We start from the raw sequence: 26595 nt of genomic DNA, 5'->3' as shown, positions 1-26595 counted from the left end.
ATTTCGATGCGAGATTTTGAAGCCCCAAGCCGGTCTGTCGCGGTCGGCAGCAGGGGAATGGTGGCGACCTCCAACCCGCAGGCAGCATTGGCTGGACTGGACGTCCTGCGGTCCGGTGGGAATGCCATCGATGCAGCAGTCGCTGCTGCGGCAATGCTGGCAGTCGTCGAACCGACCCAGACCGGAATCGGCGGCGACTGCTTCGTCATGCTTAGAAAACGTGGCCAGGCGCCGGTCGCGCTCAACGGATCGGGTTGGGCTGCCAAGGCGGCGAGCGCGGAAGAATTGCGCGGGCGCGGAATGGCCTCCATCCCGGTCGATAGCGTCCATGCCCTGACCGTTCCAGGTGCGGTACGCGCGTGGAATCGATTGGTCGAAGACTACGGGACGCGTTCGCTGCAAGAACTGCTCGAGCCCGCGATCGGTGCCGCCGAATTGGGTTATCTGGTCACGGAACGCCTTGCGCACGATTGGGCGCGACAGGCGGCAAAAATGATGGCGACGGCAGAAGCGAAAGCCCTGTTCTTTCCCGCAGGCAGAGCGCCTGCCTTAGGCGAACGCAGAAGCAATCCTCAGTTGGGCAAGACGCTGCGCGCCATCGCCAAGTCCGGCGCCGACTCGTTCTACGAAGGCTGGGTTGCCGAGAACATCGTGACCTCGTTGCGAAAGAAGGGAAGCCTGCTGAGCCTCGACGATTTCGCTGAATTCAAGCCGGAGTATGTGACGCCGATTTCGGCGAGCTACCGTGGCTATCGATTGTGGGAGTGCCCGCCCAACGGGCAAGGGGTCGTGGCGCTGCAGATTGCGGCGATGCTCGAGGCGTTTGATCTCAGTGCAATGGGGCCTCTCAGTGCAGAAAGGTTTCATCTTCAGGCAGAGCTATCGCGCATCGCCTATGCACAACGTAACGCTTTCCTATGCGACCCGCGGTTCAACGCAGTAGATGTGAATGAACTGCTTTCCGACGACACGATTGAACGCTTGACCCGAGGGATCGATCTAGACACGAAGTCCGATGGATGGACGCCTGTTGCGTTGCCCGAACACAAGGACACCGTCTACGTGTCAGTCGCCGACTCGGACGGCACGCTCGTCTCATTCATCAATTCGATATACGACGATTTTGGCAGTGGGATCGTGGCACCTGGCACAGGAGTCCTGATGCACAACCGAGGATCAGGCTTCGTACTTGAGGAAGGTCATCCCAACGAGTTGCAGGGACGCAAGCGGCCCATGCACACCATCATTCCCGCGTTGGTCACCAAGGATGCAGACACCGTCATGAGCTTTGGAGTTACTGGTGGCCACTTCCAGCCGGCGGGCCAGCTCCAAGTACTCTCGAATATCGTCGACTACGGCATGTCTGTGCAGCAAGCTATCGATCATGCGCGGATGTTCGCCAGAGGCGATGTGTTGGAGCTCGAGCGGACGGTTCCTGACGCGGTGTGGTCAGGCCTTCGCAAGCGAGGCCACGAGCCGGTGGCAGCGCCGAGCCCGCTCGGTACCTGCCATGCAATCTGGGTCGATCAGGGATCGGGTGTCTATATGGGTGGCTCTGACGGTCGACGGGACGGGCTCGCGATCGGCTTCTGATGAAGCCGTTGCGGGCATGGCGGTCAGCGCTGAATTCCGCTACGGTTGGAAGAGAAGTAGTCCATCGCTGCCTGCACGCTGTTGCCAGCGAGCTTGACGCCCGCAATGCGCAGACCCATCTCGGCACCGGCGGAAGGTAGCTGGGCCCTGCCGCCTTAATCCCGTGCTTGACCTGCTGGGTGAGTTCATCGGCCTGCACCTCATCGACGCCCGATTTGATTCCGTCGAGCACGCGCCTGAAGATTTCCTCGGGACTGGACTTCGGGACATCGAACCCGCGCGTGAAGTCGGTGTCGACGTACGCCATGTGCAGCCCCAGCACTTGCGCCTTCTGCGCCGCCAGTTCATTGCGCAGGGCATTGGTGAGCGACCAGGCTGCGAACTTGCTTGCCGAATAGGCCGCCAGCTCGCCGTCGTTCACCCACGAGGCGACCGACAGGACGTTGAGCAGCGCGCCGCCACCGTTGGTCTTGAGAATTGGCGCGAAGGCATTGCTCATGCGCACGGCGAAGTAATTGGTCTCGAAGATGCTCCGTGCGAAGTCTTCGCTATCGGCTGCGAGAAAGCTTCCCGGCTGGGCAATGCCGGCGTTGTTGATCACCAGCGTCACATCGGACGCACGCCAGCGCTGCGGCGGCCGCCACGTCTTCCGGCTTGTTGACGTCCAGGTGCAGGGCCTCCACACCGGATTGGGTGATGGTCGCAGGGTCGCGTGCGCCGGCGTAGACCTTTGGGGCACCGCGGGCGAGCATCTCGCGCGCGAAGGCCAGGCCGACACCGCGGTTGACCCGTGACGAGGGCAATAGCGTTTGCAATCTTGATGGGAGTTCCAAAAAGCTGGGGTGGAGAACTAGGCTCATTTGATCTTGATAACGACCTTGCCCTTTGCGCGACCTGCTTCGACATAGGCCAGGGCCTCGTTGGTCGACTCGAACGGGAAGACCCGATCCATCACGGGGCGGATGACGCCAGCATCGAAGAGACGGGTGATCTCGCGCAGCTGGCTCCCGTTCGGCTTCATGAAGAGGAACGAGAAGCCAACGCCACGGCTCTTTGCCCTCCGCCTGATTCCCGAGCTCAGTAGCCGCATGACCAGCTTCACGAAGCCGGGTGCCCCGATGTCCTTGCCGAATTCGGGATCGGGCGGTCCGGAGATGGAGATGAGCTTTCCGCCGCGCTTGAGCACGCGAAGGGATTTTTCGAGCGTCTTGTTGTCCTGGCTGTTCAGGACCACGTCGTAGTCCCGCAAGAGATCCTCGAAGTCCTGCGTCTTGTAGTCGATGACGACGTCTGCGCCCAGACTCTTCACGAGCGCGACATTGGTCGTGCTCGTCGTCGTGGCCACGGTGGCGCCCAGATGCTTGGCCAGCTGAATGGCAAAGGTGCCCACGCCGCCGGAGCCAGCCTGGATGAAGACCTTCTGCCCCTTCTTCAGGCGCGCCTTCTCGATCAGTGCCTGCCAAGCCGTCAAAGCCACCAGAGGAATGGAGGCGGCTTCTTCCATCGTGAGGCCCTTGGGCTTGAGCGCCAGCGAGGCTTCCTTGACGGGGACGAATTCGGCGAACGTACCGATGCGGAAGTCGTCCGCCCGCGCATAGACCTCATCACCCAGCTTAAACTGGCGCACGCGTGGGCCGACTTTGACCACCACCCCCGCCACATCGTGACCGAGGATCAGAGGCAGACGGTAGGGCAGTATGAGCTTGAACTCTCCGTCCCTGATTTTGGAGTCCAGCAGGTTTACGCCAGCGGCGTGGACCTGCACCAGGACTTCGTCGTCGCGCAGTTCCGGTGTCGGCACGTCTGCCAAGGGCCATGCGAGCTTTTTCCCATATCGACCGAGAACAAAAGCTTGCATGTCTTTCCTTGGTATTTTTGCGCCGAGGTTTGCGGAGGGTCCAAGACGGTCACGCGGATAGCCGCCTAAGCTTCGAGTCGAAGGTCTTTTCGAACCCCTGCATCTAACACCCTGGCGGGCGCAAATCTACGCAGCAGCCGCATGCGGCTAGCAAGGCCCGGGGTGTAGTGGATCTTTGGATGCGCCACCGTTGCCGCCTTCAACACGATTTCGGCGACCACATCGGGCCCGTCCGCGCCCACTAGCGCCTCCTTGACGCGTTTCGCCACTCCCTCGCGAATCTCTCGATACACGTCGAGGGGCGCATCGGGTTGAATTAGGTTCGCGTCGAAAGGCGTATTGATGTAGGCAGGCTCGACCACCGAGACGCGAATGCCCTGCTTGCGCAGTTCATGGTCGAGCGATTCCGAATAGCCCGCGACCGCATGCTTGGTGGCGGAGTACAGCGCCATGTAAGGCATGGGCAGGAAACCCAGCACGGAGCCGATATTGATGATGCGCCCACCCTTTTGGCTGCGCATATGCGGCACAACGGCCCGGGTCATCCGCACCAGCCCGAAAAAGTTGGTATCAAAGATCGACTGAGCCTGCTCGATCGAACTTTCTTCAGCGCCGGCTGCTGCGACCCCGAAGCCTGCGTTGTTGACGAGAAGGTCGATGCGGCCTTCCAACTGCATCACCTTCTGGACCGCAGCTTCGACCGACTCGTTCTTGGTCACATCAAGGGGCAGCATCTCGAACGATCGTCGACCCGCCTGATCTCCACGTCTGCTGGTGCCGTAAACCTTGTAGCCAGCCTTCGCAAGCCGCTGCGCAGTCGCTTCACCGATGCCTGAAGAGGCCCCTGTAATGAGCGCAACCTTGTTTGCCATGTTCATCATGTTTCTCCTTGAACCGCGTATTGTGCTATTGAAATGATGTTCATCATATGTTCTGGCGAGCAGCTAGGCTGCATGTTTCAGTTGGCTCAGGTGGGGGGTAGATGCTTCAATGCGGCCGCGCACAGACTGTCCGACAGTGCAGGCTCGTCGACCGCACGGGCCAGCAGCAATGTGCCCACCATAGTGGCGACGGTCACGAGTGCCCGTTCGTGGGCACCGGGCTGCCCCCAGTCAGGCGACTGACGGGCGACAAGATCGATCATTTCCTTGACGTGCCGGGTGGTCACCCGGCGTACTTCGGGTGCCTGGCGAGGCGTCTCCGAGCCCAGTGCGGCCAGGGGACACCCCATTTCAACTTGTTCCAGGTGCTCGCGCGAGAGATAGACGCGAAGCATGGATGGCAAAGCCTGCTCGGAAGGCACGCTGGCGACAACCTCCGCCGCTACGGCAGCTGACTCAGCGCACGCCCGACTCGCTGCTTCGGTGAGCATAGCTTCGCGCGACGTGAAATGAGCATAGAAGGCGCCATGGGTCAGGCCGGCCTCCTTCATGATGTCGGCGACTCCGGTGCCGTCGTAGCCGCTACGACGGATCGCCCGCGCAGCTGCGGAAACGATGCGCTCGTGCGAGGCTTCCTTAGCCGCAGTTCTGACGTTGTGGTTCGTCTTTCGCATGACGATGATCATACATGATTCGCGAAACATGCGCTGTGACGTTCTTGGCGATGCCGTTAGGCGGCAACGCATCGCAATGAGACGAGCGAATACGGAAGCCGAATTAACGTCAGGACATGATCGAATACCAAAGGCTCACCCGAGAGTTGTGCTTCATTTCCGGAAACATCAATGCGATGTCGACTGGCGATGTCGATGTCGATCATGGTGGCGACGGGACGTGGCGCGACGCAGGGCGCGTCGTTCCGCGACGCCGCCGCCATCGACAACCTGCGCCGCGTCGACATGCTCATCGTGAGCAAGACGGGCACGCTGACGAGCGCCGGCTGGCTGTCTGATCCGGTCAAGGCCGGCACGCCCGCAGCGTTGGCTGTGCTGCATGCGGCGGGCCTGCGAATCGTGACGGCGACAGGCGACCACGCCCTGGACCGTCGCCGCGCGGCTGGGCATTCGGTGGAAGTCTCGTTGTGCAGGACACAGACAGCTTTGCTTTTCTGAACTCCATCGCTCCATCTGCCCGCAAGCGTTCTTCGAGCATGCCCGCTTCCACGCACCGCTGCGAATCGGGGTGGCCAACGGAAACGCGCAACCCAAACTTTCGGGGTGCTTGGTACGCTATCTGAGAAAGTCTGTACCGAGCAGATAGTCTACTGTTCGATTGAGGTGGGTGCCTAGTAGCTCGCACGCGAGCTGCGGCCTCCGTTCAACAACCGCTTTCGCTAACTCTTCATGCTCACTGTTGAGATCACGCTCACGGTTCGCATGCAGCAACGATAGCCATCGATATCTCTCACTGTGTGTGAAAAGAAGGTCGCGGGCCCGAAGTAGCCAGTCGCTGCCGCAAGCATCGATAAGCGCGCGATGAAATTCAGAATGCGCGTCAGTGACCGCCAGTACATCTTCTGCCTCGGCTGGCCCGAGAATCGACAAACGCTTAAGGCGGTGAAGCGCAGACATGATTCTGCTCTCCCACTCTACATTGCCCAATTCGATCGCCTTTCGCAGACAAATCCCTTCCAGTTCGACTCGCGCACCTGCGAGATCAATGAACTCGCTAGCAGATACGGGCGCGACGCGGAAGCCCCGCTGCGGCTCCGCGACAACTAGCCCCTCCGCGGATAGCCGCGACAAGGCCTCTCGGATGACCCCAGAGCTCACGGAGAGCGCATCACCAAGATCGGCGATCTTCAACTTAACGTCGGGTGCGTACCGACCTTTAAGCAAATCGGCGCGCAAGACCTGATAAATCGAATGAGTGATGCTGCTGTTGCTTGGTGAGATACCCATATCTTTGTCTGCGCTGAATTAGAAATTGTGCTGCCGTACCGATGCTGACCCACAGGAGAAAGCTCACGTCATTCTGGACGACTGGTCGTCTCGCGAGGCGCCCTCGCGAGAGGGCCTCAGATGGTGCTCAGGAAGGGGCTGTGGCCGTCATCGATGTCGTTCCTTATGGCATCCGCACTCCAAGCCAGCTTCAGGATGATCATGTGCGGCCAGCCGACATAGGCGCCCGGCTGCCAAAGTCAGATCCCGGGAGCGGGTGAGCGCGCAAAAGGCTCACCACCAAGACCCTGCATCTCCTCACTCTTTTCAAGGAATATAGGATATTCTATGCGTTTGTCGACATTATATCACAATGTCGTACAAATGGCAGAGAAGTGCGACAAGGTGGAACTTTTCGAGCTTCGGAGTGGCGCGCAGTATGGACCAGGCGCCTCAATGGGAGCCGAAGATTCGCGTTTCTCACAGGAGGACAGTTCAGGCTTTCCGAGCCGCCTCGGACCCAGTCGCTTCCACGGCTTGGGTAGCTCGGCACGCGAACTGTTTGCCTCGGGTCATGTGCGCTTCGAGTTCAAACGGCTGTCGCCGTCACCTTTCAGAAGGTGTGGCGAATTTGCATCGGGCTGAACTATCGTTTCTACCCGGGCGAGAGCGGGGGGCGAGAGCGGGTTTAGGGTTTTCGAGTGCCCATCGGCTTACTCACGCCTTGGTTTCCAAAGCGCCGGAGACGGCGTGGCCATCATTTGGTGCCGCTAATCCCGAGCAATTCGACGGAAAGGGCGACTTGGTTGCCATTTTGGGCGAAAGCCTGCGCCACTTCTCGGGTGACCCGCCTAGCGTTGGGCAATCAGCGAGAGCAGCTGCGGGTTGGCCGCGGTGGTTGCCGCCAGGCCCCGCGCAGTCCACTGCTCCCACAGTTGCCCCCTGTGCTTGAAGCTCAGGCTTCGCGACTCCTGCCCGTGTCAAGATAGTTGTCGCCTGAGTCATGCAGCCAAGCGCTGTTTACGTAAGCGGTCCACGTCGGCCGCGACCACGCTGTCACGCTCCGGATTCAGTGTCACCGCGCCCGCTGGTGTTCAGTTGCGCGTGCTGCGCGCCCAGTGCGCCGGATGGCGCTCGCGCGCCTGGGTGTAGAGCGCGTGCGATCACCGCATCAAGGCCAGCATGGCGCTGTGCAGGCGTGACGTAGCGAATGCCGCTTTGAGATGCAGGCCTCACGTTAGCAGCCAGGTCACGCATCACTTGGCCAGGAAGGCCAGTGCCTTGGGCACGAAGTCCTCGTGGTACTGGAAGATGCCTCCGTGACCTGCATCGGGGTAGACGATCAGCTCGCTGTTGGGCAGGCGTTTGGCTAGGTCGTAGGTATTGCTGGTCGGCACCATCCGGTCGTCGTCGCCATTGGCCACGAGGGCCGGCTGCTTGATCACCGAAAGGTCAGCAGGCCGCTTCTGCCCCCATGCGCTGAGCGCCTGCAACTGCGCCAGATACGCCCCCGCGGCGATGTCCTTGTCGCGGTTCACGGTGCGCTCCTGCAGGCGCTTCAGGAAAGTCTTGCCGGCCTCGATCCCATTCGGCGTGCGGGTGAAGAAGAGGTACTGCTTCGGGTCTTGGCCGGTGAAGGTCGCGCGCAGCAGGTCGTAGTTCGCCACGCCCGCCACGGTGCTGATGCCTGGACCGCCCGCGGGGCCGGTGCCCGTCAGGATCAGCTTGCGCACGAGCTGCGGCTCTTTCAGCACGATCTCCTGGGCGATCATTCCGCCCATCGAGAAGCCGAAGAGGTCCACCTGCTTGAAGCCTTTGGCCTTGATGAAGGTGATGGCGTCGTCCGCCATTTGTTCGATGGTGTTAGCCGGCGAGCCGGTGGAGGCGCCGATGCCGCGGTTGTCGAACGCGACCACGTAGTGCTTAGCGGCGATGCCATCCACCACACGGGGGTCCCAGTTGTCCAGAACGGCGGCCAGATGGGTGAGCAAGATCACCGGCGTGCCGGCGTTCTTCTGGCCCAGCTCGCGGTACGCGAAGTCAACGCCGCCCGCAGAGAGGGCCTGCGTTGGCACGCTGTTCCATGTGAGGCCCTGCGTCGTGGCGACCTTGGCAGATGTGGCTGCGGCCACAGGCGGCTTGTCGGCCGTGGCGCAGGCCGACAGCAGCGTGGCAGAGAGAGCGAGCAGGCACAGGCCGACTCGGGACAGGTAAAGCATGGTGTCTCCGGTGGAAAGAGTGATGGGGTGATGAAGAACTGAGGGGGCAATCAGGCTTGCTGTCGATAGCGGTCGGCAGCGTGCGCCTGCCGGATGTCCGCCAAAAGTCCCTGACGCGCGCCGTCCAACGCAGTCCAGCGCTCGGCCACGTGCAGCGGCGGGATCGTGATCAGTTCGCGGCGGTCGAAACCGACCAGTGCCGCATCGACCAGTTCGTCGACGTCCATTACCTCGGTCAGCGTGTTGACGTCGATCCCGGCGCGCTCCCAGATTTCGGTGCGGGTGGCCGCTGGCAACACGGCTTGCACGTAGACCCCCTTGGGAACCAGTTCCAAGCTCAGCCCCTGCGACAGGAACAGCACGAACGCCTTGGTGGCACCGTAGATCGACATGCCGAATTCGGGCGCGAAGCCGACCACGGAGCCGAGGTTGACGATCGAGCCAGCGCCTGCCTGCGCAAAGCGCGGCGCGGCTGCTGCCGCGAGCCGCGTGAGCGACGTGATGTTGAGCGCGATCAGACGGTCGATGCTCTCTGCCGTCTGCTGCTCGAAGCCGCCCGACTGGGCCATGCCGGCGTTGTTGATCAGGATGTCGATACGGGCGTCGTCACGCAGGCGGGCTTCGACGGTAGCCAGGTCGGCCTGATTCGTCAGGTCGGCCTGCAGCACGTCCACTGCAACCTGGCGTTCGTCGCGCAGGCGCTGCGCAAGCGCGTCCAGGCGTGCCTTGTCGCGCGCGACCAGCACGAGGTCGTGCCCTCGCTGCGCGAAGCGCTCGGCGTAGGTGGCGCCGATGCCGGTCGAAGCGCCGGTAATGAGGGCGGTGGATTGGGTGGTCATATGGACGTTCTCCGCAGATCAGAGGGCACCGGGCCGCAGCGTTGGGCCCGGCGCCTGTTTGCTTACCTGGCCCCGGCCAGCGTGGGGTAGTCGGTGTAGCCCGCGGCGCCTCCGCCGTAGAGCGTGGACGGGTTGAGCTGTGCCAGCGGCGCGCCGCTCTTCAATCGTTCGACAAGATCGGGGTTGCTGATGAACGGCCGACCGAAGGCAAACAGGTCCGCCTTGCCCGATTCGAGCTGAGCGGCAGCGAATTCCAGGTCGTAGCCGTTGTTGGCGAGGTAGGTCTGCTTGAAGCTGCTGCGCAGCGCGGCGAAGTTAAATGGGGCCACGTCGCGCGGGCCGCCCGTCGCACCTTCGACCACGTGCAGGTAGACGATGTCCAGCGTGCCGAGCTGTTCGACGATGTAGCCGTACTGCGGCTGCGGGTCGCTGCTGGAGATGCCGTTGGCCGGCGATACGGGGGAGATGCGCACGCCGGTGCGATCGGCACCGATCTCCTTCGCCACCGCGGCGACGACCTCCAGCAGCAGGCGGGCGCGGTTCTCGACCGAGCCGCCGTAGGCGTCGGTGCGATGGTTGGCCCCGTCCTTGATGAACTGCTCCAGCAGGTAGCCATTGGCGCCGTGGACCTCCACGCCGTCGAAGCCGGCGGCGATGGCGTTGGCAGCGGCCTGGCGGAAGTCGTTCACGATGCCCGACAGCTCGCTCAATTCGAGGGCGCGGGGTTCGGATACGTCAGCAAAGCCGTTGTTGACGAAGGTCTTGGTCGCCGCGCGGATGGCCGAGGGCGCGACCGGCGCGGCACCGCCCGGCTGCACATCGACGTGCGACACGCGGCCCACATGCCAGAGCTGCACGAAGATGCGCCCGCCCTGGGCGTGCACCGCGTCCGTGACCTGGCGCCAGCCGGCGATCTGCTCGGGCGTGTACAGGCCAGGGGTGTCCTGATAGCCCTGGGCCTGGGCCGACACCTGGGTGGCCTCGGTGATGATCAGGCCGGCCGAAGCGCGCTGTGCGTAGTAGATCGCGGCCAGTTCGCTGGGCACCAGGCCGGCGCCGGCGCGGTTGCGGGTCAGCGGCGCCATGACGATGCGATTGGCGAGGGTCAGAGGTCCCAGCTTGTACGGCTCGAAGAGCGCTATCTTGCTCATGTTGGTAATCGTTCTCTTGAATGGATGGACACGCGGCCGATGCGCGGCATGCGGCCGCCGAGTGAAGTCAATGGCTGGTGGCGCAGTTACTCGTGCGCACCGTCACTCCGCCAGGAACTGGATGGCGTGCTTGAGGAAGCGTTCGGGGTACTGGAACTGCGCGCCGTGGCCGGCGTCCGGGTAGACCAGCAGCTGGGCGTTGGGGATGTTCTGCGCCAGGTGCCAGGAGTTGATCGTGGGGATCATCACGTCCTTGACCCCGTTGAGCACCAGCGTGGGCTGCTGGATGCCATTCAGGTAGGCGTAGGGGTTCTCGCCAGCCAGCGGCGGCAGGTAGGCGCCATGTGCTTCGGCCTGCGCCTGGGCCACCGCTGCGGAGCTGGGCGGGTCCTGGTCGACACGCTGGTGGCGGCGATCCCAGAAGGCCTGCCCAGCCTGCTTGGCGGCTTCGGAGCGTCCGAAGAACAGGTAGAGGAAGTCCTCCACCGTGGGCACCGGTCGGGGCGCGACTTCGAGCACCTTGGGCTCCATGTTCGGATCGCCGCCGCGCAGCCCGGTGCCCAGCAGCAGCAACTTGCGCACGAGCTGCGGATGGCGCAGCGTCACCTCCTGCACCTGGAAGCCACCGAGCGAGAAGCCCAGCAGGTCCACCTGCGACAGACCCAGCGCCTGGATTACCAGCGCAATATCGTCGGCCATGTCCTCGATGCGGTTGCGCGGAGTGCCGCTCGACGAGGCAATGCCACGGCCGTTGAAGAGGATGACCTCGCGGCCAGTGGCGAGACCATCGGTCAGCAGCGGGTCCCAGTGATCCATGCCACCGCGGAAGTGCTGCACGAAGAACAGCGGCGACTGCGAACTCGAGGCGTTGCCCCAGCGGCGGTAGGCGAACTTGTCGCCATCGACCTCGACGAACTGGGTGGGTGCGGTCAGGTGCGTGTTGCTCATGATCAGGGTCCTTTCAAGTGAGAGACACCAATGATGATGATCATAATCTAACTTGTCAAGAGGTTTGATGATGAACGACATCAATGTATAGTGAGGCCTCCTCGCACAGCGAAAAATCAACTCAACTCCGATATGAAGGTCACCAAGGCACAAGCGCAGGCGAACCGGGCGCACATCGTCGAAACAGCGTCGGCGCTCTTCCGCGAGCGTGGCTACGACGGCGTGGGCGTTGCCGACCTGATGGCCGCTGCGGGCTTCACCCACGGCGGCTTCTACAAGCACTTCGGCTCCAAGGCCGATCTGATGGCGGAATCCGCAGCGTGCGGCATCGCGCAGACAGCGGCGCTGACCGCGGGAGTGGACACCCCGGATTTCGTGCGCGCCTACGTCTCGCGCGAGCATCGCGACGCCCGCGCCAGCGGTTGCACGATGGCTGCGCTGGGCGGGGACGCCGCCCGTCAGCCCGAAGCGGTCCGGTCGACGTTCGTGGCTGGCATCGAGAGCCTGCTGGCTGAGCTGAGCCGCGCGGGCACTGCATTGGATGGTGCAGATCCGGAACAGGCGCGAGCCCGGTCGCTCGGCATCCTGACCCACGTGGTGGGCGCTATCGTCCTGTCGCGCGCCTGCCCGGACGATTCGCCGCTGGCCGACGAGATCCTGACGGTGTGCCGCGATTCGATCCTCGCGTCGGTGGACCTGCCTGGGAGCCCGTCTGCGAAAACCCGCGCATCAGCGCGAGAGCGCAGCGCGAGTTGATTTCCGGGCCTTGAGCGGAGGGGCGGTCGCCGGCATGCGAGCGCCCATCCGCAGTGTTCAGTGATTGTTTCTCGGGACGAATGCGCCTCGTGGACCAACGAGGAAGTCCAGGTCGCAGCCTTCATCTGCTTGCGAGACGTGGTCGACATGCAGGCGCCAGTAGCCGCTCTCCAGCGGCGCTGTGGGCGCCTTACACTTGGCGAGACGTGCGGCCAGCTCTTCGGCGCTGACATGCAGGCGCAGCAGGCGCTGCGGCACGTTCAGCTCGATGAGGTCCCCATCACGAACGGCCGCGAGAGGGCCGCCGGCAGCAGCCTCGGGGCGCGAATGCAGTACCACGGTGCCGTAGGCCGTTCCGCTCATGCGTTCGCACACGGCGGCGAAGACCTCCAGAGGGGTGTTGCCCGCGCCCAGGCCGGCAACCGATCCGTCGATGCGCGTCGCGCCCGCGCGCACGGCGGCGACGGAGTTCGCGATGCCCATCCCCAGGTTGTGCTGCCCATGGAAGCCGATCTCAGTCGCGGGATCGAGCACGTCGCGCAGCGCCGACACGGCCGCGCCGACGTCCTCGGGAAGCAGATAGCCTGCGGAGTCCGTGATGTAGACCGTCTGCGCTCCATAGCTCTCCATGAGCTTTCCTTGCGCGGCCAGATTCTCCGGACTGTTGAGGTGCGCCATCATGAGGAACCCCGTCGTGTCCATTCCCAGCTTGCGAGCATACGCAATGTGCTGCGACGAGGTATCCGCCTCCGTGCAATGGGTGGCGACTTGCACGCTGCGCGCGCCGCAGTCGTAAGCCGACCGAAGCTCGGCCATGGTTCCCTCCCGGGGCAAAGCAGCACCGAAACCTTGGCCTGCTTCACCTGCGCGCACACGGCACTGATGTACTCGTCGTTGCTATGGGGGCAAAGCCATGCTGCAGGGAGTTGCCACCCAGTCCGGCACCATGGGTGAACTGGATGTACGGCACGCCCGCATCATCGAGCGCCGTTGCCACCTTGACCATCTGCTCCAGGCTGATCTGCTCGCGCTTGGCGTGCATGCCATCGCGCAGGCACATGTCATGCAGGACGATTTTCTTGCCGCTCACGTCGGAGGCATTCATGCTGCAATCTCCTTTAGCGTGCGCTGCATGGTTCCCGCGAGCATCTCGCCCGCGAAGACTTCGGCCGTTCAGCTCGCCGCCGCAGTCATGATGTCCAGATTGCCGGCGTACTTGGGCAGGTAGTCACCCAAGCCTTCCACTTGCATGTACACCGCGACGCGGTGGCCCCTGGGTGTGTCGTCAAAGACCGGGCCATTCACGAGGCGATAGCCCAGCACATACTTCTCGACCTTGTCGATCATGGCGTGCACCGTCTCACGACATCGTCGTACTGCGGAGCGCGCAGTTGCTCCATATCCCCCCGCGATTTATTCGAGCGCCTCATGAACGATGCGCGCTTTGCCCGTGCAATGGCAGTGCTGCAATCGGCGCGCACCCGCACGCTGTACAGTTTCGTCGAAGACGCGGCGCTACATACAACCCGCGTGCGCATCGCCCGGCGCCTGCTCAAGCTCACGCACGGCGACGCACCGATGGCGCCTCGCACGCGGCGAGTGGTTCCCGTGACCCAGGAGATGCATCTCCATGATGCTGGGCCTGACGCGCCAGACCCTCGCTCTCGAACTGAAGGCTCTCGCCGCCACAGGGGCGATATCTCTGCCCTATGGCCGTGTCGTCATCGAGTCGGAGCCGGCGTTGCTGGCCATGAGCCGCAGCTCCACAAAATCGTGACGTTGACATTCGCGAGGATGCCTCCGCGATGTCTGCTACCGCGAGCTGGGGTGGTCGCTTCCCTTACTGGGTTGTGATCGAACTCAGCGCTCGTAGATCGGTCAGATCAATGCGGCCATAGCTGATTTCGATGACGTGTTTCTCGCGCAGCTGCTGGAGAACCCGATTCACCGATTGTCGCGAAGCGCCAACCATCGCCGCCAGGTCTGACTGCGACATCTGTATTTGCGACTCATCCGAATCGTCTTGCTCTGCGGTGCGCAGTTGCATGGTTCTGGAAAGCAAGAGCTGCCTCGCCACCCGTACCGGAAGGCTGTCCAAACTGGCGCCTTCGTAGTTTTGCGCCATCGCCCGCAACTGTGCAGCCATCAGGCGCGAAATAGCCCGGTCGAATACCCGATAGCGGTCGCAGAGCCATCGGAAATCCATCTTCGACAGCACGTCCACCTCGACAGCATTACTGGCTTCTGTCGACTGCGGTCGAGGTTCACCATCCACCAGGCTCGTCTGCCCAAAGCAATCGCCGGATTCAAAGAGGCGATAAGTAATGTGCCGGCCATCTCCCCTCAGAACCGATATTTTCACGGTCCCTGAAATGAGACGGAACATCTCGTTGCCGGGGGCATCCTGCACATACACCGGTTGGCCAGCGGCATAGTGGCGACGGTACATGCGGGCAAGAAACTCCTCTTGCACGTCAGGCGTCAACCACTGCAGCAAATCGAATTTCGCAAGACGCATAGCTACCCAGCCTCCGAAGGACTCCCGGGGCCAGAACTCAGCTCGGCACCTCTGGGGGCATCGGAGAAACTGAGAACGATATGCATACTATCCACCATCGTGAATTCTCGCGGCGGCACGTTCGAATTGGTCAGCCAAATCGATTAGGCTCTCCGCCTGCCAATCCCATGCTTGCTGGGAAGACGCATCGGGAGCGGGCGCGCCGCCGTACTCCAGCGGACGATCTACATACGCCGTCTGCAAACCACAAGCCCTTGCCGCCGCCAGGTCGCTATGGTGGCAGGCCACCAGGCACAGCTCCTGGGGCGGGAGTCTGAGTGCAGCGGCGGTGGCGAGGTATGCCGTCGGCTCGGGCTTATAAGCCTTGGCGAGTTCTGCGCCGAGGATGGCATCCCACTGCAACCCATTAAAGCGGTTCATCGCCACCATGAGTGACACATTGGCATTCGACAGCGTGACCACGGGAAGGTGAGTTCGCAGTTGACTCAAGCCAAGTGGAACGTCGGGCCACGGATCAAGCCGACGCCATGCGCTGGAAAGACCATGGAGCGTTGACGGCTCAAATCGGCTCGCGGGCAAGTTGTATTGCTCAAGCAGCTCCAGCAACATTTCATGGTGAAGCTCATCCAGCGGCACGAACGGCCTATCTCCACTGCGGCAGCGCTGCATCGCGGGTTGGTAGAGCATCCGCCACTCCAATGCAAACCGTTCAGCGCTGACGCCTGGTAAGTGGTTCGCAACGAACGAGCGGGCTTCGCGAGCAATGCTCTGATGCCAATCGACCACTGTGCCGAAGACATCGAACGCCAATGCTTTTGGCAGCTTCATGTAGTTTCTCCTTGATCCGTGTTATTGATAGGCCAGCGCCACACCATGCCGGAGATAGAAATGGGTTTGGCCCACCGTCGGTTGTCGATGCCAGGTCTTGCGACGTAGCTCGACTGATCATGCAGCCTGACCAGCCATTTGTCTTCGATGGGTGGCTCGCGTTCCGACCAGAAGAGCCATGGCGCCGGTGAGAACAACCGCGGCCAAGAAATAGATGCCGTAGGTCATGCTCCCTGTTTCAGCCCGCAGTTTGCCGATGATGAATGGGCTGACGAATCCTGCCAGATTGCCCAGGCTAGCGATCATCGCGATGCCCGCCGCTGCTTCTGCGCGCGACAGTGAGATGGTCGCAAATGTCCAAAACGGGGATAGCGAGGAGTACAGGCCAGCCGTGGCGACGGCCAGCAGTGCCAATGACATGCCGAGGCTATGGGATGCCTGAGGAAGCGCCATCAGTGCGAGGCCGCCCAACGCTGCAGGAGTTGCCACATGCCAACGACGTTCCGAGAAGAAGTCCGAACTTCTTGACAAAGCGATCATGGCGACACCTGCAGCGACATAGGGAATGGCTGAATATAGGCCAATCTGCACGAAGTTGCTCACGCCCAGTTCACGTATCGTCGTAGGCAGCCAGAATGCGATGATGTAGCCACCTGCCAGGATGGAGAAGTACACGAAGGAGAACAGGTACACCATCGGTTGTGTGAACGCGCTGCGCAGGCTGGGACGCGTGCCTTGCTCGCTTCGCACGTCCGGGCGTTCGGCTTCCAGTGCTTTGAGCACTACACGCTTTTCTGCGGGAGTCAGCCACTTGGCGTCTTCCGGCTTGTCGTCGAGATGGAGGTAGACCATCAGCCCCAAGATGCAGCTCGGCAGCCCTTCGATGACGAACATCCATTGCCAGCCGCGCAGTCCCCAGAACCCGTCCAGGTTCTGAAGGATCAGTCCGCAGACCGGCCCGGCGATCATGCCCGTGACCACGAGCGCGGACATGAAGAGCGCTATGACTCTCGCGCGGTAGGCGGCCGGAGCCCAGAACGTGAGGTACAGAATGATGCCCGGAAAGAATCCGGCCTCGAACAGTCCCAGAAGGAAGCGCACCACGTAGAAATGGGTGGGCGTCTTCACGAACATCGTCGCGGCGGAAGCCAGTCCCCACAGCATCATGATGCGCAAGATCGTCTTTCTTGCACCGATCTTCTCCAACAGCATGTTGCTGGGCACTTCAAAGAAGAAGTAGCCAATGAAGAACAGTCCTGCGCCCAGCCCGTAGATCGCGTCCGAGAATGCGAGATCCTGCTTCATCTGCAGCTGCGCAAACCCGACATTGATCCGGTCGAGGAAGTTCAGTATGTAGCAGGCAAAGAGTACGGGGACGATGCGCCACATGATCTTGCGCATCGGGGCGGCAAGTTTGTCAGCGGCAATGCTTCCGGGGCTGGGCGTGGATGTCGTCATGGAAAGTCTCCGTGTGTTTTGGCTTTTTCACTTTGATTTGCTGTCTCTGGATCAAGAGATGGAAGATGGCCCATAGGCCTATGCACTGCGCCGCGCGACCCTTGCCGCGGCCGAGCAGGCTCGCTGACTCGTTCTTTGACTCACGCCTCGACGTCTCAAGGCCGGGAGAGCACTTCAACCGGAACGTGTGGATCGCACGTTTCGATGCTCACGCGGCTCCTCCCGAATGGGTCACTGCGCCTCGATGCGCAGACCCCACCAGGCGCACATACTTCTCGTCGATACCGCTCAGGCGAGAACCTCGCTGCGCGGGGCGCCATGAGGCGCGGCGGTGTTCGACCTCTTTCGGGTCGACCAGCCATTCAAGCGTCCCCGCCGTGGCATCGACACGGATGCGGTCCCCATTGCGAACCAGGCCGATAGGCCCGCCCTGAGACGCCTCGGGCGATACGTGACCGACGCACAGGCCGCGCGTTCCTCCCGAGAATCGGCCATCGGTTACCAGAGCCACGGTCTGTCCATGCCCTTGTCCCACGATGGCGGAAGTCACCGCGAGCATTTCACGCATGCCAGGCCCGCCGTGCGGACCTTCGTTGCGAATGACGATGACGTCGCCTTGTTGGTAGGCTTGTGCGCGGATGGCTACCACCGCGCTGGCCTCGCTCTCGAACACGCGAGCCGGCCCCTCCAGCACCAACGTATTCAAGCCTGCGATCTTGATCACCGCGCCATCGGGTGCCAGGCTGCCGCGCAGCACCACCAGTCCACCGGTGGCGCGGAACGGTTCGTTGTGGGGGCGCACGATGTTCCCATCTGGCGCGGCGGCCTCACTGAGTGCCTCGCTCAGTTGGCGGCCATCGAAGGTGGGCACATCGCCGTGAAGGTAGCCGCCACCCAAGAGCGCCTTCATCACCACCGGCACCCCACCAATGCGATGCAGTTCATAGGGCACGTAGGGGCCTCCCGGCATCAGGCTGGCCAGCGTGGGTGTGCGCCGCAGAATCTCCTGCATGTCCGCCAGCGTGAAGTCGATTCCCGCCTCGTTGGCCAGGGCCGGCAGGTGCAAAGTGGCGTTGGTGGAGCCACCGGTCGCCGCGACGATCGCCACGGCGTTCTCCAGACCCTTGCGGGTCAGCAGATCTCGCGGCAGCGGGCCGTTGCCTTCCAGCACGTTGCGCATCAGCTGCTGCCCGGCCTGGCGCGCCACTGCTTGGCGCTGCGAAAACGCGGCCGGGATGCCACTCGAACCCAGTGGACTGAACCCTAGGACTTCGGCAATGCTGCCCGCGGTGCCCGAAGAAAACTGCCCAGGGCACGCGCCCGCCGTGGTGACCAGATCCTTCCCCATCTGCTCCAGTTGCTGTTCGCTCATTGCGCCGGAGTGCACTTTTCCGACGCCCTCGAACAAGTGCAGAGGATTGACCTGTTCACCCTTGTGCCAGCCCACCAGCATCTGACCGCCATGCAGAAACAGGCTGGGGACGTTCAGCCGGACCATCGCCATGAGAAGGCCTGGAATGGTCTTGTCACAGGCTCCTATGCCTACGAGCGCGTCGTAGCACTGCGCCCGCATCACAAGCTCCACAGAGTCGGCAATCACCTCGCGCGACATGAGGCTGTACCGCATGCCGTCATGCTGCTGCGACAGCACGTCGGAAACGGAAATGGTCGAGAACTCGCGTGCGGTACCACCACCGACCTCCACCCCGAGCTTGGCCGCTTGAATCTGTGGCAGCAGCGACTGGGAGCAAGGACTGACCTCGCCGTAGGTGTGCGCCACGCCGATGAATGGCTGCTCGATGCTGACGTCATCAAGACCGGTCGCGCGCAACTGCCAACGATGCGCGACCCGATCCACGCCTTGCGTGATTTCCTTGGAACGCCAAGCCTTGTTGTCGCGGGTCTGCCTGGACGCCGCAGACGCCCGTGTTTCATCGTGAGCCATGTCGATCCTGTTCTCAGTTGCTGCAGAGGCGTTGCCACGAGGGCTGTGGTCCCAATCTCCCTGCACGGCAGGGGGTCAACTCTGCTGGACTTGACTCTAGGATCGAGGTGGCGCTAAAGAATGTCAGGACTGAGACAATGTTCGGGGCCAAACCCTTCTCGTTTTCCCGAGCCTTGAAGCCAGCTTTTGCTTGGCCGTCTGACCTTACGTTGCCGAGGCAAGCTGTCGCTGCGCTCCAGGCATCAAGCGCTGCGCGGCGTGCTGACGCACCAGGTCCATCAGGATGCGCATTGCCGTGGTCGGCGTGCGATCGGCCATCCAGACCATCCCGAGGTCCACCTGCACAGGGTTCCGGTGCGGTGCATCCCAATGCTCGACCGTCAGTTGCGTCAGCAGTCCTGCCCGGATCTCGTGCTCGAACAAGGAGGCCGGCGCAATGATCGCGGCATCGGAGCGCATGACGAACTCCTTGAGCACGGCAACGCTCTCACATTCGAAGACCACAGGGAGCAGCTCAACGTGGGAGAAACCGAGCGCCTCGGACAGCCGGCGCCGGATGGGATGCGGGATGTGAACACTGGCGAGTTCCAGCCGAAGCAACTGTTCAACGCTGATGATCGGATGACGCGCCATCGGGTGATCTGCACGGCATATCACCATGCTGCCGTAGCTGCCGAGTGGCTCGATTTCCCAAGGTCCGCTCGCAGGCAGTTCCTGAACGTCGGAGAGGAACAGATGGATGTCACCCGCCTCCAGTCGCTGCAGGAGCGCCGCGCTGTGATCGACCTCCAATCGAAACCGGACCTTGTGGAATTCTTGTCGGGCCTGTGTGATGACGGGAACCGTGAACAAGACAGCGGTGTATGGCCCGGACCCCAGCGCGAGCGTTCCTACTTCCCCACCCCGAAGCAGCTCGGCCTCTCGGCTCAAATCTGCGGCCGACGCCAGCAGCCGGCGTGCCAACTGCAGGATGCGCTCCCCGTCTGCGGTGATGTAGACGTGGCGCGAATCTCTGTCGAACAGCCGCAGCCCCAACTGCGCCTCCAGCGCACCGACGCTGCGACTGAACGCGGACTGCGACAGGAACGCGCGTTGTGCTGCACGCGCGAAGTGACGCTCTTCCGCAAGAAATACCAAGTGCTGTAGCTCACGGACGTTGGGGAGCATCTGAAGACGCCATTCAGGTTCAACGAGGGATTCATTGTGTTTTTCACAATGAAGTCTATCGATTATCTCATTGGACACATTGAAACCCTCTTCGCAGAATCGGGGGCACAGCAAAGTGCCAGGAGACAAAGATGGAAACGCTTCAACCGCGTCCGCAGACCACGCTGCAAGACAAGTACGCTGCCCAAGACCAATGGGTCTACATGACGGGCATGCAGGCGTTGGTGCGCCTACCGTTGCAGCAGCGCGCCCGCGACCAGGCTCAAGGGTGGAATACCGCCGGCTACATTTCCGGGTACCGTGGTTCGCCCATGGGGCGCTACGACATGGACCTGTGGGCCGCCCAGCGAGAGCTTGACGAGGCCAACGTGGTGTTCCGTCCCGGCCTCAATGAAGACTTGGCGGCCACCGCCATCTGGGGTAGCCAGCAGGTTGGGAACTTCGCTGGTGCAAGGGTCGACGGTGTGTTCGGCATCTGGTACGGCAAAGGCCCCGGAGTCGATCGATCCGGCGATGCGCTGCGCCACGCCAATCTGGCGGGCACTTCACCTCGGGGCGGCGTCATCTGTCTGGCCGGTGATGACCATGGCGCGAAGAGTTCGACGGTCGCCAACTTTTCCGATCCGATCTTCATGGCGGTCGGAATCCCCGTGCTGTACCCATCGAACACGCAAGAGTTGCTGGACTACGGGCTGCATGGCATCGCCATGAGCCGGTACAGCGGATGCTGGGTCGCGATCAAGGTGGTCACCGACGTGGTGGAAGGTGGGGGATCGGTGCGGGTTGGAGTGCACACCCCCGAAATCCGACTCCCGGAGGCGCCAGCGATGCCTGCCGATGCTCAAGGAAAAGGCGTGCACATTCGCGCTATTGACATGGCGCTTCCCCAAGAGGCTCGCCTCTACAACGTCAAGATCCGCGCCGCGGTCGACTATGCGCGCCTCAACGGCCTGAACCGCGTCAGTGTCGCTCCAGCCGTTGCTCATGCACTCATCGTGTCCTCGGGCAAGGCGTGGCAAGACCTTCAGCAGGCGCTGGGCCACCTCGGCTGGAGCGAGTCACGCCTGGAGCTTGCTGGCATTCGACTGATGAAGATTGGCATGATCTGGCCTCTCGATCCGGATGTCGTGCGCACTGCTGCATCGGGCGTCGGGACCGTCATCGTGGTGGAGGAAAAGCGCCCGATTCTGGAGGACCAGATTCGCAGCATCCTGTACGGTCAAGCCAATGCACCGCAGGTGGTCGGGAAGCACATGCATGGCAGCGTGTTCGACCCCGAACGGGGACCGGTGGCCTTTCCCGACCATGGGGAGATTTCACCGCCGATGGTCGCCCAAGTGCTCCAGAACGTGCTGGGGCATCGCATCAACGATGCTGCGGTCTCGCCTTCTACGGGTGTACCAAAACCCCACGCCACAACGCAAAGCACCCTGGAGACCAGCCCATGAGCAAGCCCAACCGCACCCCCAGCTTTTGCTCCGGCTGCCCGCACAATCGCTCAACGCGCGTGCCAACGGGCAGCCGCGCGCTTGCCGGCATCGGCTGTCACACCATGGCGATGTTGGCCGACCCGCTGACCACCACAACGGTATCCCATATGGGCGCGGAAGGCGTGATGTGGCTGGGGCAGCAGCCATTCACCGACGAGAAGCATGTCTTCGCGAACCTTGGTGATGGCACGTTTTCGCATTCGGGCTTTCTGGCTGTACGCCAAGCCATCGCGGCCGGCGTGCCGATGACGTACAAGATCCTCTACAACGGATTTGTCTCGATGACCGGCGGCCAGGCCGTGGAGACCGGCCTGAGCCCCCAGCAAATCGTCGGCGCGCTGGCGGCAGAAGGCGTGCGCAAGATGGCCATCGTGACGGACGAGCCTCAGAAATATGAAGGCATCGCATTGCCGGAGGGCGTGGCGGTGCATCATCGGAGCGAACTCGACGCCGTTCAGAAGGAGTTTCGGGAGTACGGGAACGTCTCTGTCATTCTCTATGATCAGCCCTGCGCTACCGAGCGGCGACGGTTGCGCAAGCGCGGCAAGTGGCACGACCCCGACAAACGCAGCTTCATCAATCCTGCCGTATGTGAAGGCTGCGGTGACTGCGGCAAGGCGTCCAACTGCATGTCCATCGAGCCGCTGGAAACGGCGCTGGGTCGCAAGCGCCGCATCAATCAAAACAGCTGCAACAAGGATTTCTCCTGCGTCGAGGGGTTCTGTCCCAGCTTCGTCACCGTCTCGGGCGGCCAGATCAAGAAGAATCTCCAGCCTGCATCGCAGCCACGTCGGCAATGGCAAGGAGAGTTGCCAATGCCGGCGATCGCGCCGATCGAGCGGCTCCACAGCGTACTCATCGCCGGCATCGGAGGCACCGGTGTCGTCACCATCGGTCAGACCTTGGCCATGGCCGCTCACATCGAGGGGTACTTCAGCTCCAACCTTGATGTCACCGGCCTCGCGCAGAAATACGGAGCAGTTCATTCGCATGTGCGGTGGGCGCCGCAGCCAGAGTTCCTGCACGCCACCCGCATCGCTCAGGGTGAGGCGCAGGCATTGATTGGGTGCGACCTCATCGTGGCTGCATCCGACGATTCGATGGCAAAGCTGCATGCCGTGGAGGGTGCGGCCGTCGTCTGCACCGACATCATTCCGACCGCTGAGTTCGCGCGAAATCCAGACTGGAGCGTGGATACCGACGCCATGATCGGCGAGTTCCATGAGCGACTGGGCGAGCGCGTGCTGTTGCTCGAAGGACAGCGGCTCGCAACGACGCTGATGGGGGACCCCATCGCTGCCAATATGTTCATGTTGGGCGCCGCCTGGCAGCTAGGTCACATCCCTTTGTCCCTGGAGTCGATTGACCGGGCGATCGAACTCAACGACGTTGCAGTCCCCATGAACAAGGAATCCTTCACATGGGGCCGGCGTGCTGCAGTCGATCTGCCGCAAGTTGAAGCCATTGCCCAAGCTCGCACGCCATCGAATGTGGTGCGGTTCGTCCCCCGCAACAAGCCGGTTGTCGATGAGGTCCTGGCGCATCGCAGCCAACATCTGAAGGAATACGGCGTCAAAGCACTCTTGCCGCGATACACAGCGCTCATCGCCCGCGTGCGTGAAGCCGAGACTCGTCTCGGCAGCACCAGCGGGCTGACTGCGGCAGTTGCGCACAGCTACCACCGCCTCCTGGCGGTCAAGGACGAATGGGAGGTGGCCCGCCTGTATACCAACCCGGACTTTCAAGCGGCTCTGGCGGAGCAATTCGAGGGGGACTACACCATCCGCTTCCATCTTGGTTCAGGGCCTTTCGCTCGCCGCAACAAGGCCACCGGCGCTCTTGAAAAAACAGAGGTCGGCCCATGGATGTTGCGCGTGTTTGGTGTGATGGCGAAGTTGCGCGGCTTGCGCGGTACTTGGTTCGATCCATTCCGCTGGAGTTCGGAACGAACTCTGGAACGCGAGCTGGTCCAGCAATACGAGCAGGACATAGAACGCCTGCTCGCCGGGCTCCGGCCGGACGCGCTTTCTCTTGCACAGCAGATCGCACAGTGGCCTGACAGTGTGCGGGGCTATGGCCACGTCAAGGCAGGCAACGCTGAACAGGCCCAGCGCAAGCGCCGTGACCTATGGCAGCAATGGGATGACGCTCATAGCTTGAGGCCGATAGCTCGGAGCGCCTGAGACCGGTTTGTGGGAATGTTCGTCAACCGACTGCTCACCGAAGGCGTGCACCTGGACAGAGGGACTGGGGGATGGCTACGGCTATCTGGCGCGAGGCTGCCCCCCGAACGCCAACAGCGACAACGCCAAGCTCGTCACCAGGACGATGCAAAAAGCCAGGTAGGCAGGAATCCGCAGCGCTGAGGCAATTCCGATGGCGAGGGCCGCACAGCCCATCTGCAGGAAGCCGAGCAAGGCCGACCCAGCCCCGGCCTGATGTCCGAAGGGCTGCAGCGTGATGGCAGTTCCCAGCGGGTTGATCATGCCCATGCCCAGCAGGAACACTGTCAGTGCCGTCGAAAAGTAGTAGACGTCATGCGGGCCGGCCAGCAAGGCGACGCTGCCCGCAAACGCGACGATGATCCCGGTCCGCGCCGCTTGCGTCGGTCCCCATCGGTGCGCCAGCCGCGGGGCCAGCATGCCGGCGCCGAAAACCACGAAGACAGTGGAAGCGAAGAACAGTGCCAGTCCAAGCGGCGAGAAGCCGAAACCCTCCATCAGGATGGCCGGCGCCATCGCGAAGAACATGTACAGGGAACCGATGACCAGACTCACTGACAGCGCGGGGGCGATGAAGCGGCGGTCGAACAGAAGTTGTCCATACGTCTTCGCCACGGCAGAAAGCGAAAGAGCCACGCGTCTATCGGCACGGTGCGTTTCTCCAAGGCGGAAGAGGTAATGAGTGCCCAGCAGAACGGCCAACACACCCACCATAACGAATGTCGCCCGCCAGCCCAACAAACTGTTCAATGCGCCTCCCAGCAGCGGAGAGAAACCTGGCGCGGCCGCCATGGCCACCATGATCAATGAGAGTGCGCGCGCGAGCACTTCGCCCTCGAACAGGTCACGCGCAATGGCGCGGGAAAGCACGGACGTTGCGCACACGCCAAGCGCCTGCACGATGCGACCGGCTATAAGCTGAGGAAGGTTGACCGCCAGTGCGCAAACGGCGCTGCCGACAACAAACGCTGCCAGTCCACACAGCACCAACTGCTTGCGGCCGAATCTGTCTGAGAGAGGCCCAACGAAGAGCTGGCCCACGGCGAAGGCCACGAAGAACGTGCCGAGCGTTGCACTCAGATCCTTCACTGAGGTTCCAAGCTCGGCGCCCATGCTCGGGAATGCGGGCAGGATGATGTTGGTGGCCAACGAGCCTAGGGCCCCCAGGCCGGCGAGCATCAGTAGCAATTCACCGGTCAGCGGCACCTGCGGTCTCAGGCTGCCGTCGCCTGTCGCTACGTGGGTTTGCTTGTGCATCACTCGGTCGTCTGTTGAACGGTCGGAGGCGGCGTGGATCGCGTCGTCCACTGGCGGGACGGTCACGACGACGCCTCATCCAGGTCGAGAATTTCACAGTCAGGGACTGATCGGGCGATGTTCGAACGAATATCGGCCGCATCGAGTCCCCAGCGTTCCTGCTCATCGAGCAGGCTGACTTGATGGTTGACCAGCACAACGCGGAACAGCGTCAGCCGCGCGAGGTTCCTCGTCGGCACTGCGCACAGTGTGGTGTGTGCCTCCGGGGCTGGTAGCACCAGGCAACTATCCCCGGCATTGATCACTCTCACGCGTGCGCCTTGCGGGAAGAGTCGGCCCTCCACTTGGGTGTCCTTGAGGAACTGCATCATCGACTCCAAGGCTATCTCCGGGATTGCCTGCTGCGATCACCGCTGTCAACTGATTCAGCGTTGTCTTCGGCGGAACTTTGGGGATCGTCATCGAGGCATTCGATGCAGGCGTCCAGCAGCTCGTGCAGCGCGGCGACGCGCGCGATTCCCAGACGCTCGTTGAGCGCCAGTTGCGCCGCCTTCCAGGCCCGCTGCCCTTCGGCCTGCTTGGCTCGACCCGCTTCTGTGGCCTCCACCAAGCGGCTGCGCGCATCGCTACCCGCACCGATCTGCAGCCACCCATGCGCCACCAGCGGCCGCATGTTGCGCGTCAACGTCGAAGCATCCATGTGCATGCGTTTGGCCAGTTCGCCCGGACGAATAGGCCCAAGTCTGACGACGTGTAACAGCAGCGCGTACTGCGTATTCTTCAGTCCCGTCTCGCTGACGTGGTAGTCGTAGTGACGCGTCACCATGCGAGTGAGCTGGCGGAGCTTCAGGTTCGTACACCCTTGCGGCTTGGCGGCGTTCTTCATGTGCTACATTGTATATGCAACTTTTGTATATGCAATCGCGTCGAGCGAAAGGAGTGACGGATGGAAGTCGACGACGTAGTAGCCCGCTGGGAAGCGGACGAAGCGCGCGTGCGCGCGCGCCAGAGTGCTCCGGGCGCAGAGCCCAAGGGAAAGGTCTTTGGCCGCTCGGGCATGGAGATGTTCGAGGCAATCTTCTCGGGCGAGCTGCCCCCTCCGCCGATCAACGACACGGTCAACATCCTGGCGATCCACATCGAACCCGGAGTCGCCGTCTTCCAGGGGCGACCGCAAAGGCGCCTCTACAACCCGCTCGGTACCGTGCATGGCGGCTGGTTCGCCACGCTGCTGGACTCTGCCGTGGGGTGTGCCGTGCATTCGACGCTACCCGCCGGCAAAGGCTTCACCACCCTGGAACTCAAGGTGAACATGCTTCGCGCGCTCAACGATCAAGTGCCGCTGGTGCGTGCGGAAGGCAAGTTGATCCACGCCGGACGGCAAGTAGCCGTGGCCGAAGGTCGGATCGTCGGCCCCGACGGAAAGATCTATGCGCATGCAACCACGACCTGCCTCATCTTCGACCAACCCGCTCTCACGACAAGGAGTTCCGATGAGCAAGCCTGAAATCGTTCTTTGTGCGCC

General features: G+C 62.4%; 25 protein-coding genes and 4 pseudogenes. 7 read left to right on the top strand and 22 right to left on the bottom strand.

What is annotated here, in order from left to right:
- The first annotated feature begins 6 nt into the window (after positions 1–6).
- The gene (ggt, locus tag RD110_RS03490; protein ID WP_076196734.1) at positions 7–1593 is read left to right on the top strand and encodes a gamma-glutamyltransferase; all 1587 of its coding nucleotides are present in this window, start codon (positions 7–9) and stop codon (positions 1591–1593) included.
- Positions 1594–1723: 130 nt separating this feature from the next.
- On the opposite strand, the pseudogene RD110_RS03485 reads toward ggt, so the two are convergent.
- The 5 genes and pseudogenes from RD110_RS03485 to RD110_RS28230 all read right to left on the bottom strand — a co-directional run.
- Positions 1724–2415, bottom strand: a pseudogene (locus tag RD110_RS03485) (SDR family oxidoreductase); the annotation flags it as partial.
- A 34-nt stretch (positions 2416–2449) separates the two neighbouring features.
- Positions 2450–3451, bottom strand: a complete 1002-nt coding sequence (locus RD110_RS03480) for an NADP-dependent oxidoreductase (protein WP_076196732.1) — start codon at positions 3449–3451, stop codon at positions 2450–2452.
- A gap of 65 nt (positions 3452–3516) precedes the next feature.
- On the bottom strand, positions 3517–4329 hold the full coding sequence (locus RD110_RS03475) for an oxidoreductase (RefSeq protein ID WP_076204329.1): 813 nt from the start codon (positions 4327–4329) through the stop codon (positions 3517–3519).
- A gap of 89 nt (positions 4330–4418) precedes the next feature.
- Positions 4419–5018 (bottom strand): TetR/AcrR family transcriptional regulator, encoded by a 600-nt coding sequence (locus RD110_RS03470; RefSeq protein WP_076196730.1) that lies wholly within the window; start codon positions 5016–5018, stop codon positions 4419–4421.
- Positions 5019–5062: 44 nt separating this feature from the next.
- A complete protein-coding gene (locus RD110_RS28230) occupies positions 5063–5212 on the bottom strand; it encodes a hypothetical protein (RefSeq protein WP_162277341.1) in 150 nt (49 codons plus the stop codon).
- Here RD110_RS28230 and RD110_RS03465 point away from each other — a divergent pair.
- Positions 5202–5504, top strand: coding sequence for a hypothetical protein (locus tag RD110_RS03465; protein ID WP_162277340.1), 303 nt, complete (start codon positions 5202–5204; stop codon positions 5502–5504). The genes RD110_RS28230 and RD110_RS03465 overlap by 11 nt on opposite strands.
- Positions 5505–5621: 117 nt before the next feature.
- On the opposite strand, the gene RD110_RS03460 is transcribed toward RD110_RS03465, so the two are convergent.
- From RD110_RS03460 to RD110_RS03440, 6 genes and pseudogenes are all read right to left on the bottom strand, one after another.
- Positions 5622–6293: a GntR family transcriptional regulator gene (locus RD110_RS03460; protein WP_076196726.1), complete on the bottom strand. Its 672-nt coding sequence runs from the start codon at positions 6291–6293 to the stop codon at positions 5622–5624.
- A gap of 980 nt (positions 6294–7273) precedes the next feature.
- Positions 7274–7490: pseudogene (locus RD110_RS28940) on the bottom strand (IS3-like element ISAzo10 family transposase); the annotation flags it as partial.
- A 38-nt stretch (positions 7491–7528) separates the two neighbouring features.
- Complete coding sequence (locus RD110_RS03455; protein ID WP_076196724.1) at positions 7529–8491, bottom strand: alpha/beta fold hydrolase; 963 nt, start codon at positions 8489–8491, stop codon at positions 7529–7531.
- Between the two features lie 50 nt (positions 8492–8541).
- Positions 8542–9330: an SDR family NAD(P)-dependent oxidoreductase gene (locus RD110_RS03450; protein ID WP_076196722.1), complete on the bottom strand. Its 789-nt coding sequence runs from the start codon at positions 9328–9330 to the stop codon at positions 8542–8544.
- A gap of 62 nt (positions 9331–9392) precedes the next feature.
- Positions 9393–10481, bottom strand: coding sequence for an alkene reductase (locus tag RD110_RS03445; protein WP_076196720.1), 1089 nt, complete (start codon positions 10479–10481; stop codon positions 9393–9395).
- A gap of 102 nt (positions 10482–10583) precedes the next feature.
- Positions 10584–11429 carry an alpha/beta fold hydrolase gene (locus RD110_RS03440; RefSeq protein WP_076196718.1) on the bottom strand — a complete coding sequence of 282 codons (846 nt, stop codon included), beginning with the start codon at positions 11427–11429 and terminating at the stop codon, positions 10584–10586.
- A 132-nt stretch (positions 11430–11561) separates the two neighbouring features.
- On the opposite strand from RD110_RS03440, the gene RD110_RS03435 reads away from it, so the two are divergent.
- Complete coding sequence (locus RD110_RS03435; RefSeq protein WP_076196716.1) at positions 11562–12185, top strand: TetR/AcrR family transcriptional regulator; 624 nt, start codon at positions 11562–11564, stop codon at positions 12183–12185.
- A gap of 57 nt (positions 12186–12242) precedes the next feature.
- Here the strand turns inward: RD110_RS03435 and RD110_RS28465 are convergent, their stop codons facing one another.
- From RD110_RS28465 to RD110_RS03425, 3 genes and pseudogenes are all read right to left on the bottom strand, one after another.
- Positions 12243–12548, bottom strand: a complete 306-nt coding sequence (locus RD110_RS28465) for a dihydroxy-acid dehydratase domain-containing protein (RefSeq protein ID WP_239467247.1) — start codon at positions 12546–12548, stop codon at positions 12243–12245.
- Positions 12546–13290, bottom strand: a pseudogene (gene dmpG, locus RD110_RS03430) (4-hydroxy-2-oxovalerate aldolase); the annotation flags it as partial. The pseudogene dmpG and the gene RD110_RS28465, both read right to left, overlap by 3 nt.
- A pseudogene (locus tag RD110_RS03425) lies at positions 13287–13547 on the bottom strand (acetaldehyde dehydrogenase (acetylating)); the annotation flags it as partial. The pseudogenes RD110_RS03425 and dmpG, both read right to left, overlap by 4 nt.
- A 268-nt stretch (positions 13548–13815) precedes the next feature.
- Between RD110_RS03425 and RD110_RS28460 the strand changes: the two are divergent.
- The gene (locus tag RD110_RS28460; RefSeq protein WP_239467159.1) at positions 13816–13962 is read left to right on the top strand and encodes a hypothetical protein; all 147 of its coding nucleotides are present in this window, start codon (positions 13816–13818) and stop codon (positions 13960–13962) included.
- 63 nt (positions 13963–14025) lie between these two features.
- Here RD110_RS28460 and RD110_RS03415 read toward each other — a convergent pair whose 3' ends face one another.
- The 5 genes from RD110_RS03415 to RD110_RS03395 all read right to left on the bottom strand — a co-directional run bounded on the left by RD110_RS03415 (position 14026) and on the right by RD110_RS03395 (position 20101).
- On the bottom strand, positions 14026–14703 hold the full coding sequence (locus tag RD110_RS03415) for a Crp/Fnr family transcriptional regulator (protein ID WP_076196714.1): 678 nt from the start codon (positions 14701–14703) through the stop codon (positions 14026–14028).
- Between the two features lie 87 nt (positions 14704–14790).
- Positions 14791–15531, bottom strand: a complete 741-nt coding sequence (locus tag RD110_RS03410; RefSeq protein ID WP_076196712.1) for a haloacid dehalogenase type II — start codon at positions 15529–15531, stop codon at positions 14791–14793.
- A 117-nt stretch (positions 15532–15648) separates the two neighbouring features.
- Entirely contained in the window at positions 15649–16989 is a 1341-nt protein-coding gene (locus RD110_RS03405) for an MFS transporter (protein WP_076196710.1), read from the bottom strand.
- A gap of 208 nt (positions 16990–17197) precedes the next feature.
- The gene (locus RD110_RS03400; RefSeq protein WP_076196698.1) at positions 17198–18934 is read right to left on the bottom strand and encodes a dihydroxy-acid dehydratase; all 1737 of its coding nucleotides are present in this window, start codon (positions 18932–18934) and stop codon (positions 17198–17200) included.
- Between the two features lie 204 nt (positions 18935–19138).
- Entirely contained in the window at positions 19139–20101 is a 963-nt protein-coding gene (locus tag RD110_RS03395) for a LysR family transcriptional regulator (RefSeq protein WP_076196696.1), read from the bottom strand.
- A 131-nt stretch (positions 20102–20232) separates the two neighbouring features.
- Between RD110_RS03395 and RD110_RS28305 the strand changes: the two genes are divergently transcribed.
- Positions 20233–21549, top strand: coding sequence for a hypothetical protein (locus RD110_RS28305; protein ID WP_204250019.1), 1317 nt, complete (start codon positions 20233–20235; stop codon positions 21547–21549).
- Positions 21546–23774 carry an indolepyruvate ferredoxin oxidoreductase family protein gene (locus RD110_RS28300; RefSeq protein WP_204250018.1) on the top strand — a complete coding sequence of 743 codons (2229 nt, stop codon included), beginning with the start codon at positions 21546–21548 and terminating at the stop codon, positions 23772–23774. The genes RD110_RS28305 and RD110_RS28300 overlap by 4 nt, the downstream gene beginning before the upstream one ends.
- Before the next feature lie 81 nt (positions 23775–23855).
- Here the strand turns inward: RD110_RS28300 and RD110_RS03385 are convergent, their stop codons facing one another.
- Genes RD110_RS03385 through RD110_RS03375 form a run of 3 tightly spaced genes read right to left on the bottom strand, consistent with a single transcriptional unit; the run spans position 23856 to position 25956 of the window.
- Positions 23856–25121 carry a multidrug effflux MFS transporter gene (locus RD110_RS03385; protein WP_239467158.1) on the bottom strand — a complete coding sequence of 422 codons (1266 nt, stop codon included), beginning with the start codon at positions 25119–25121 and terminating at the stop codon, positions 23856–23858.
- Positions 25122–25132: 11 nt separating this feature from the next.
- Entirely contained in the window at positions 25133–25438 is a 306-nt protein-coding gene (locus RD110_RS03380; RefSeq protein ID WP_239467157.1) for a hypothetical protein, read from the bottom strand.
- 14 nt (positions 25439–25452) lie between these two features.
- Positions 25453–25956 (bottom strand): MarR family winged helix-turn-helix transcriptional regulator, encoded by a 504-nt coding sequence (locus tag RD110_RS03375; protein ID WP_076196692.1) that lies wholly within the window; start codon positions 25954–25956, stop codon positions 25453–25455.
- Between the two features lie 60 nt (positions 25957–26016).
- On the opposite strand from RD110_RS03375, the gene RD110_RS03370 reads away from it, so the two are divergent.
- Entirely contained in the window at positions 26017–26577 is a 561-nt protein-coding gene (locus tag RD110_RS03370; RefSeq protein WP_076196690.1) for a PaaI family thioesterase, read from the top strand.
- Positions 26578–26595: the final 18 nt, after the last annotated feature.

Source organism: Rhodoferax koreense (genome assembly GCF_001955695.1).
Classification (GTDB): domain Bacteria; phylum Pseudomonadota; class Gammaproteobacteria; order Burkholderiales; family Burkholderiaceae_C; genus Rhodoferax_B; species Rhodoferax_B koreensis.
The sequence above is the reverse complement of the archived record's forward strand: the minus strand, read 5'-3'. Positions and strand labels throughout refer to the sequence as shown.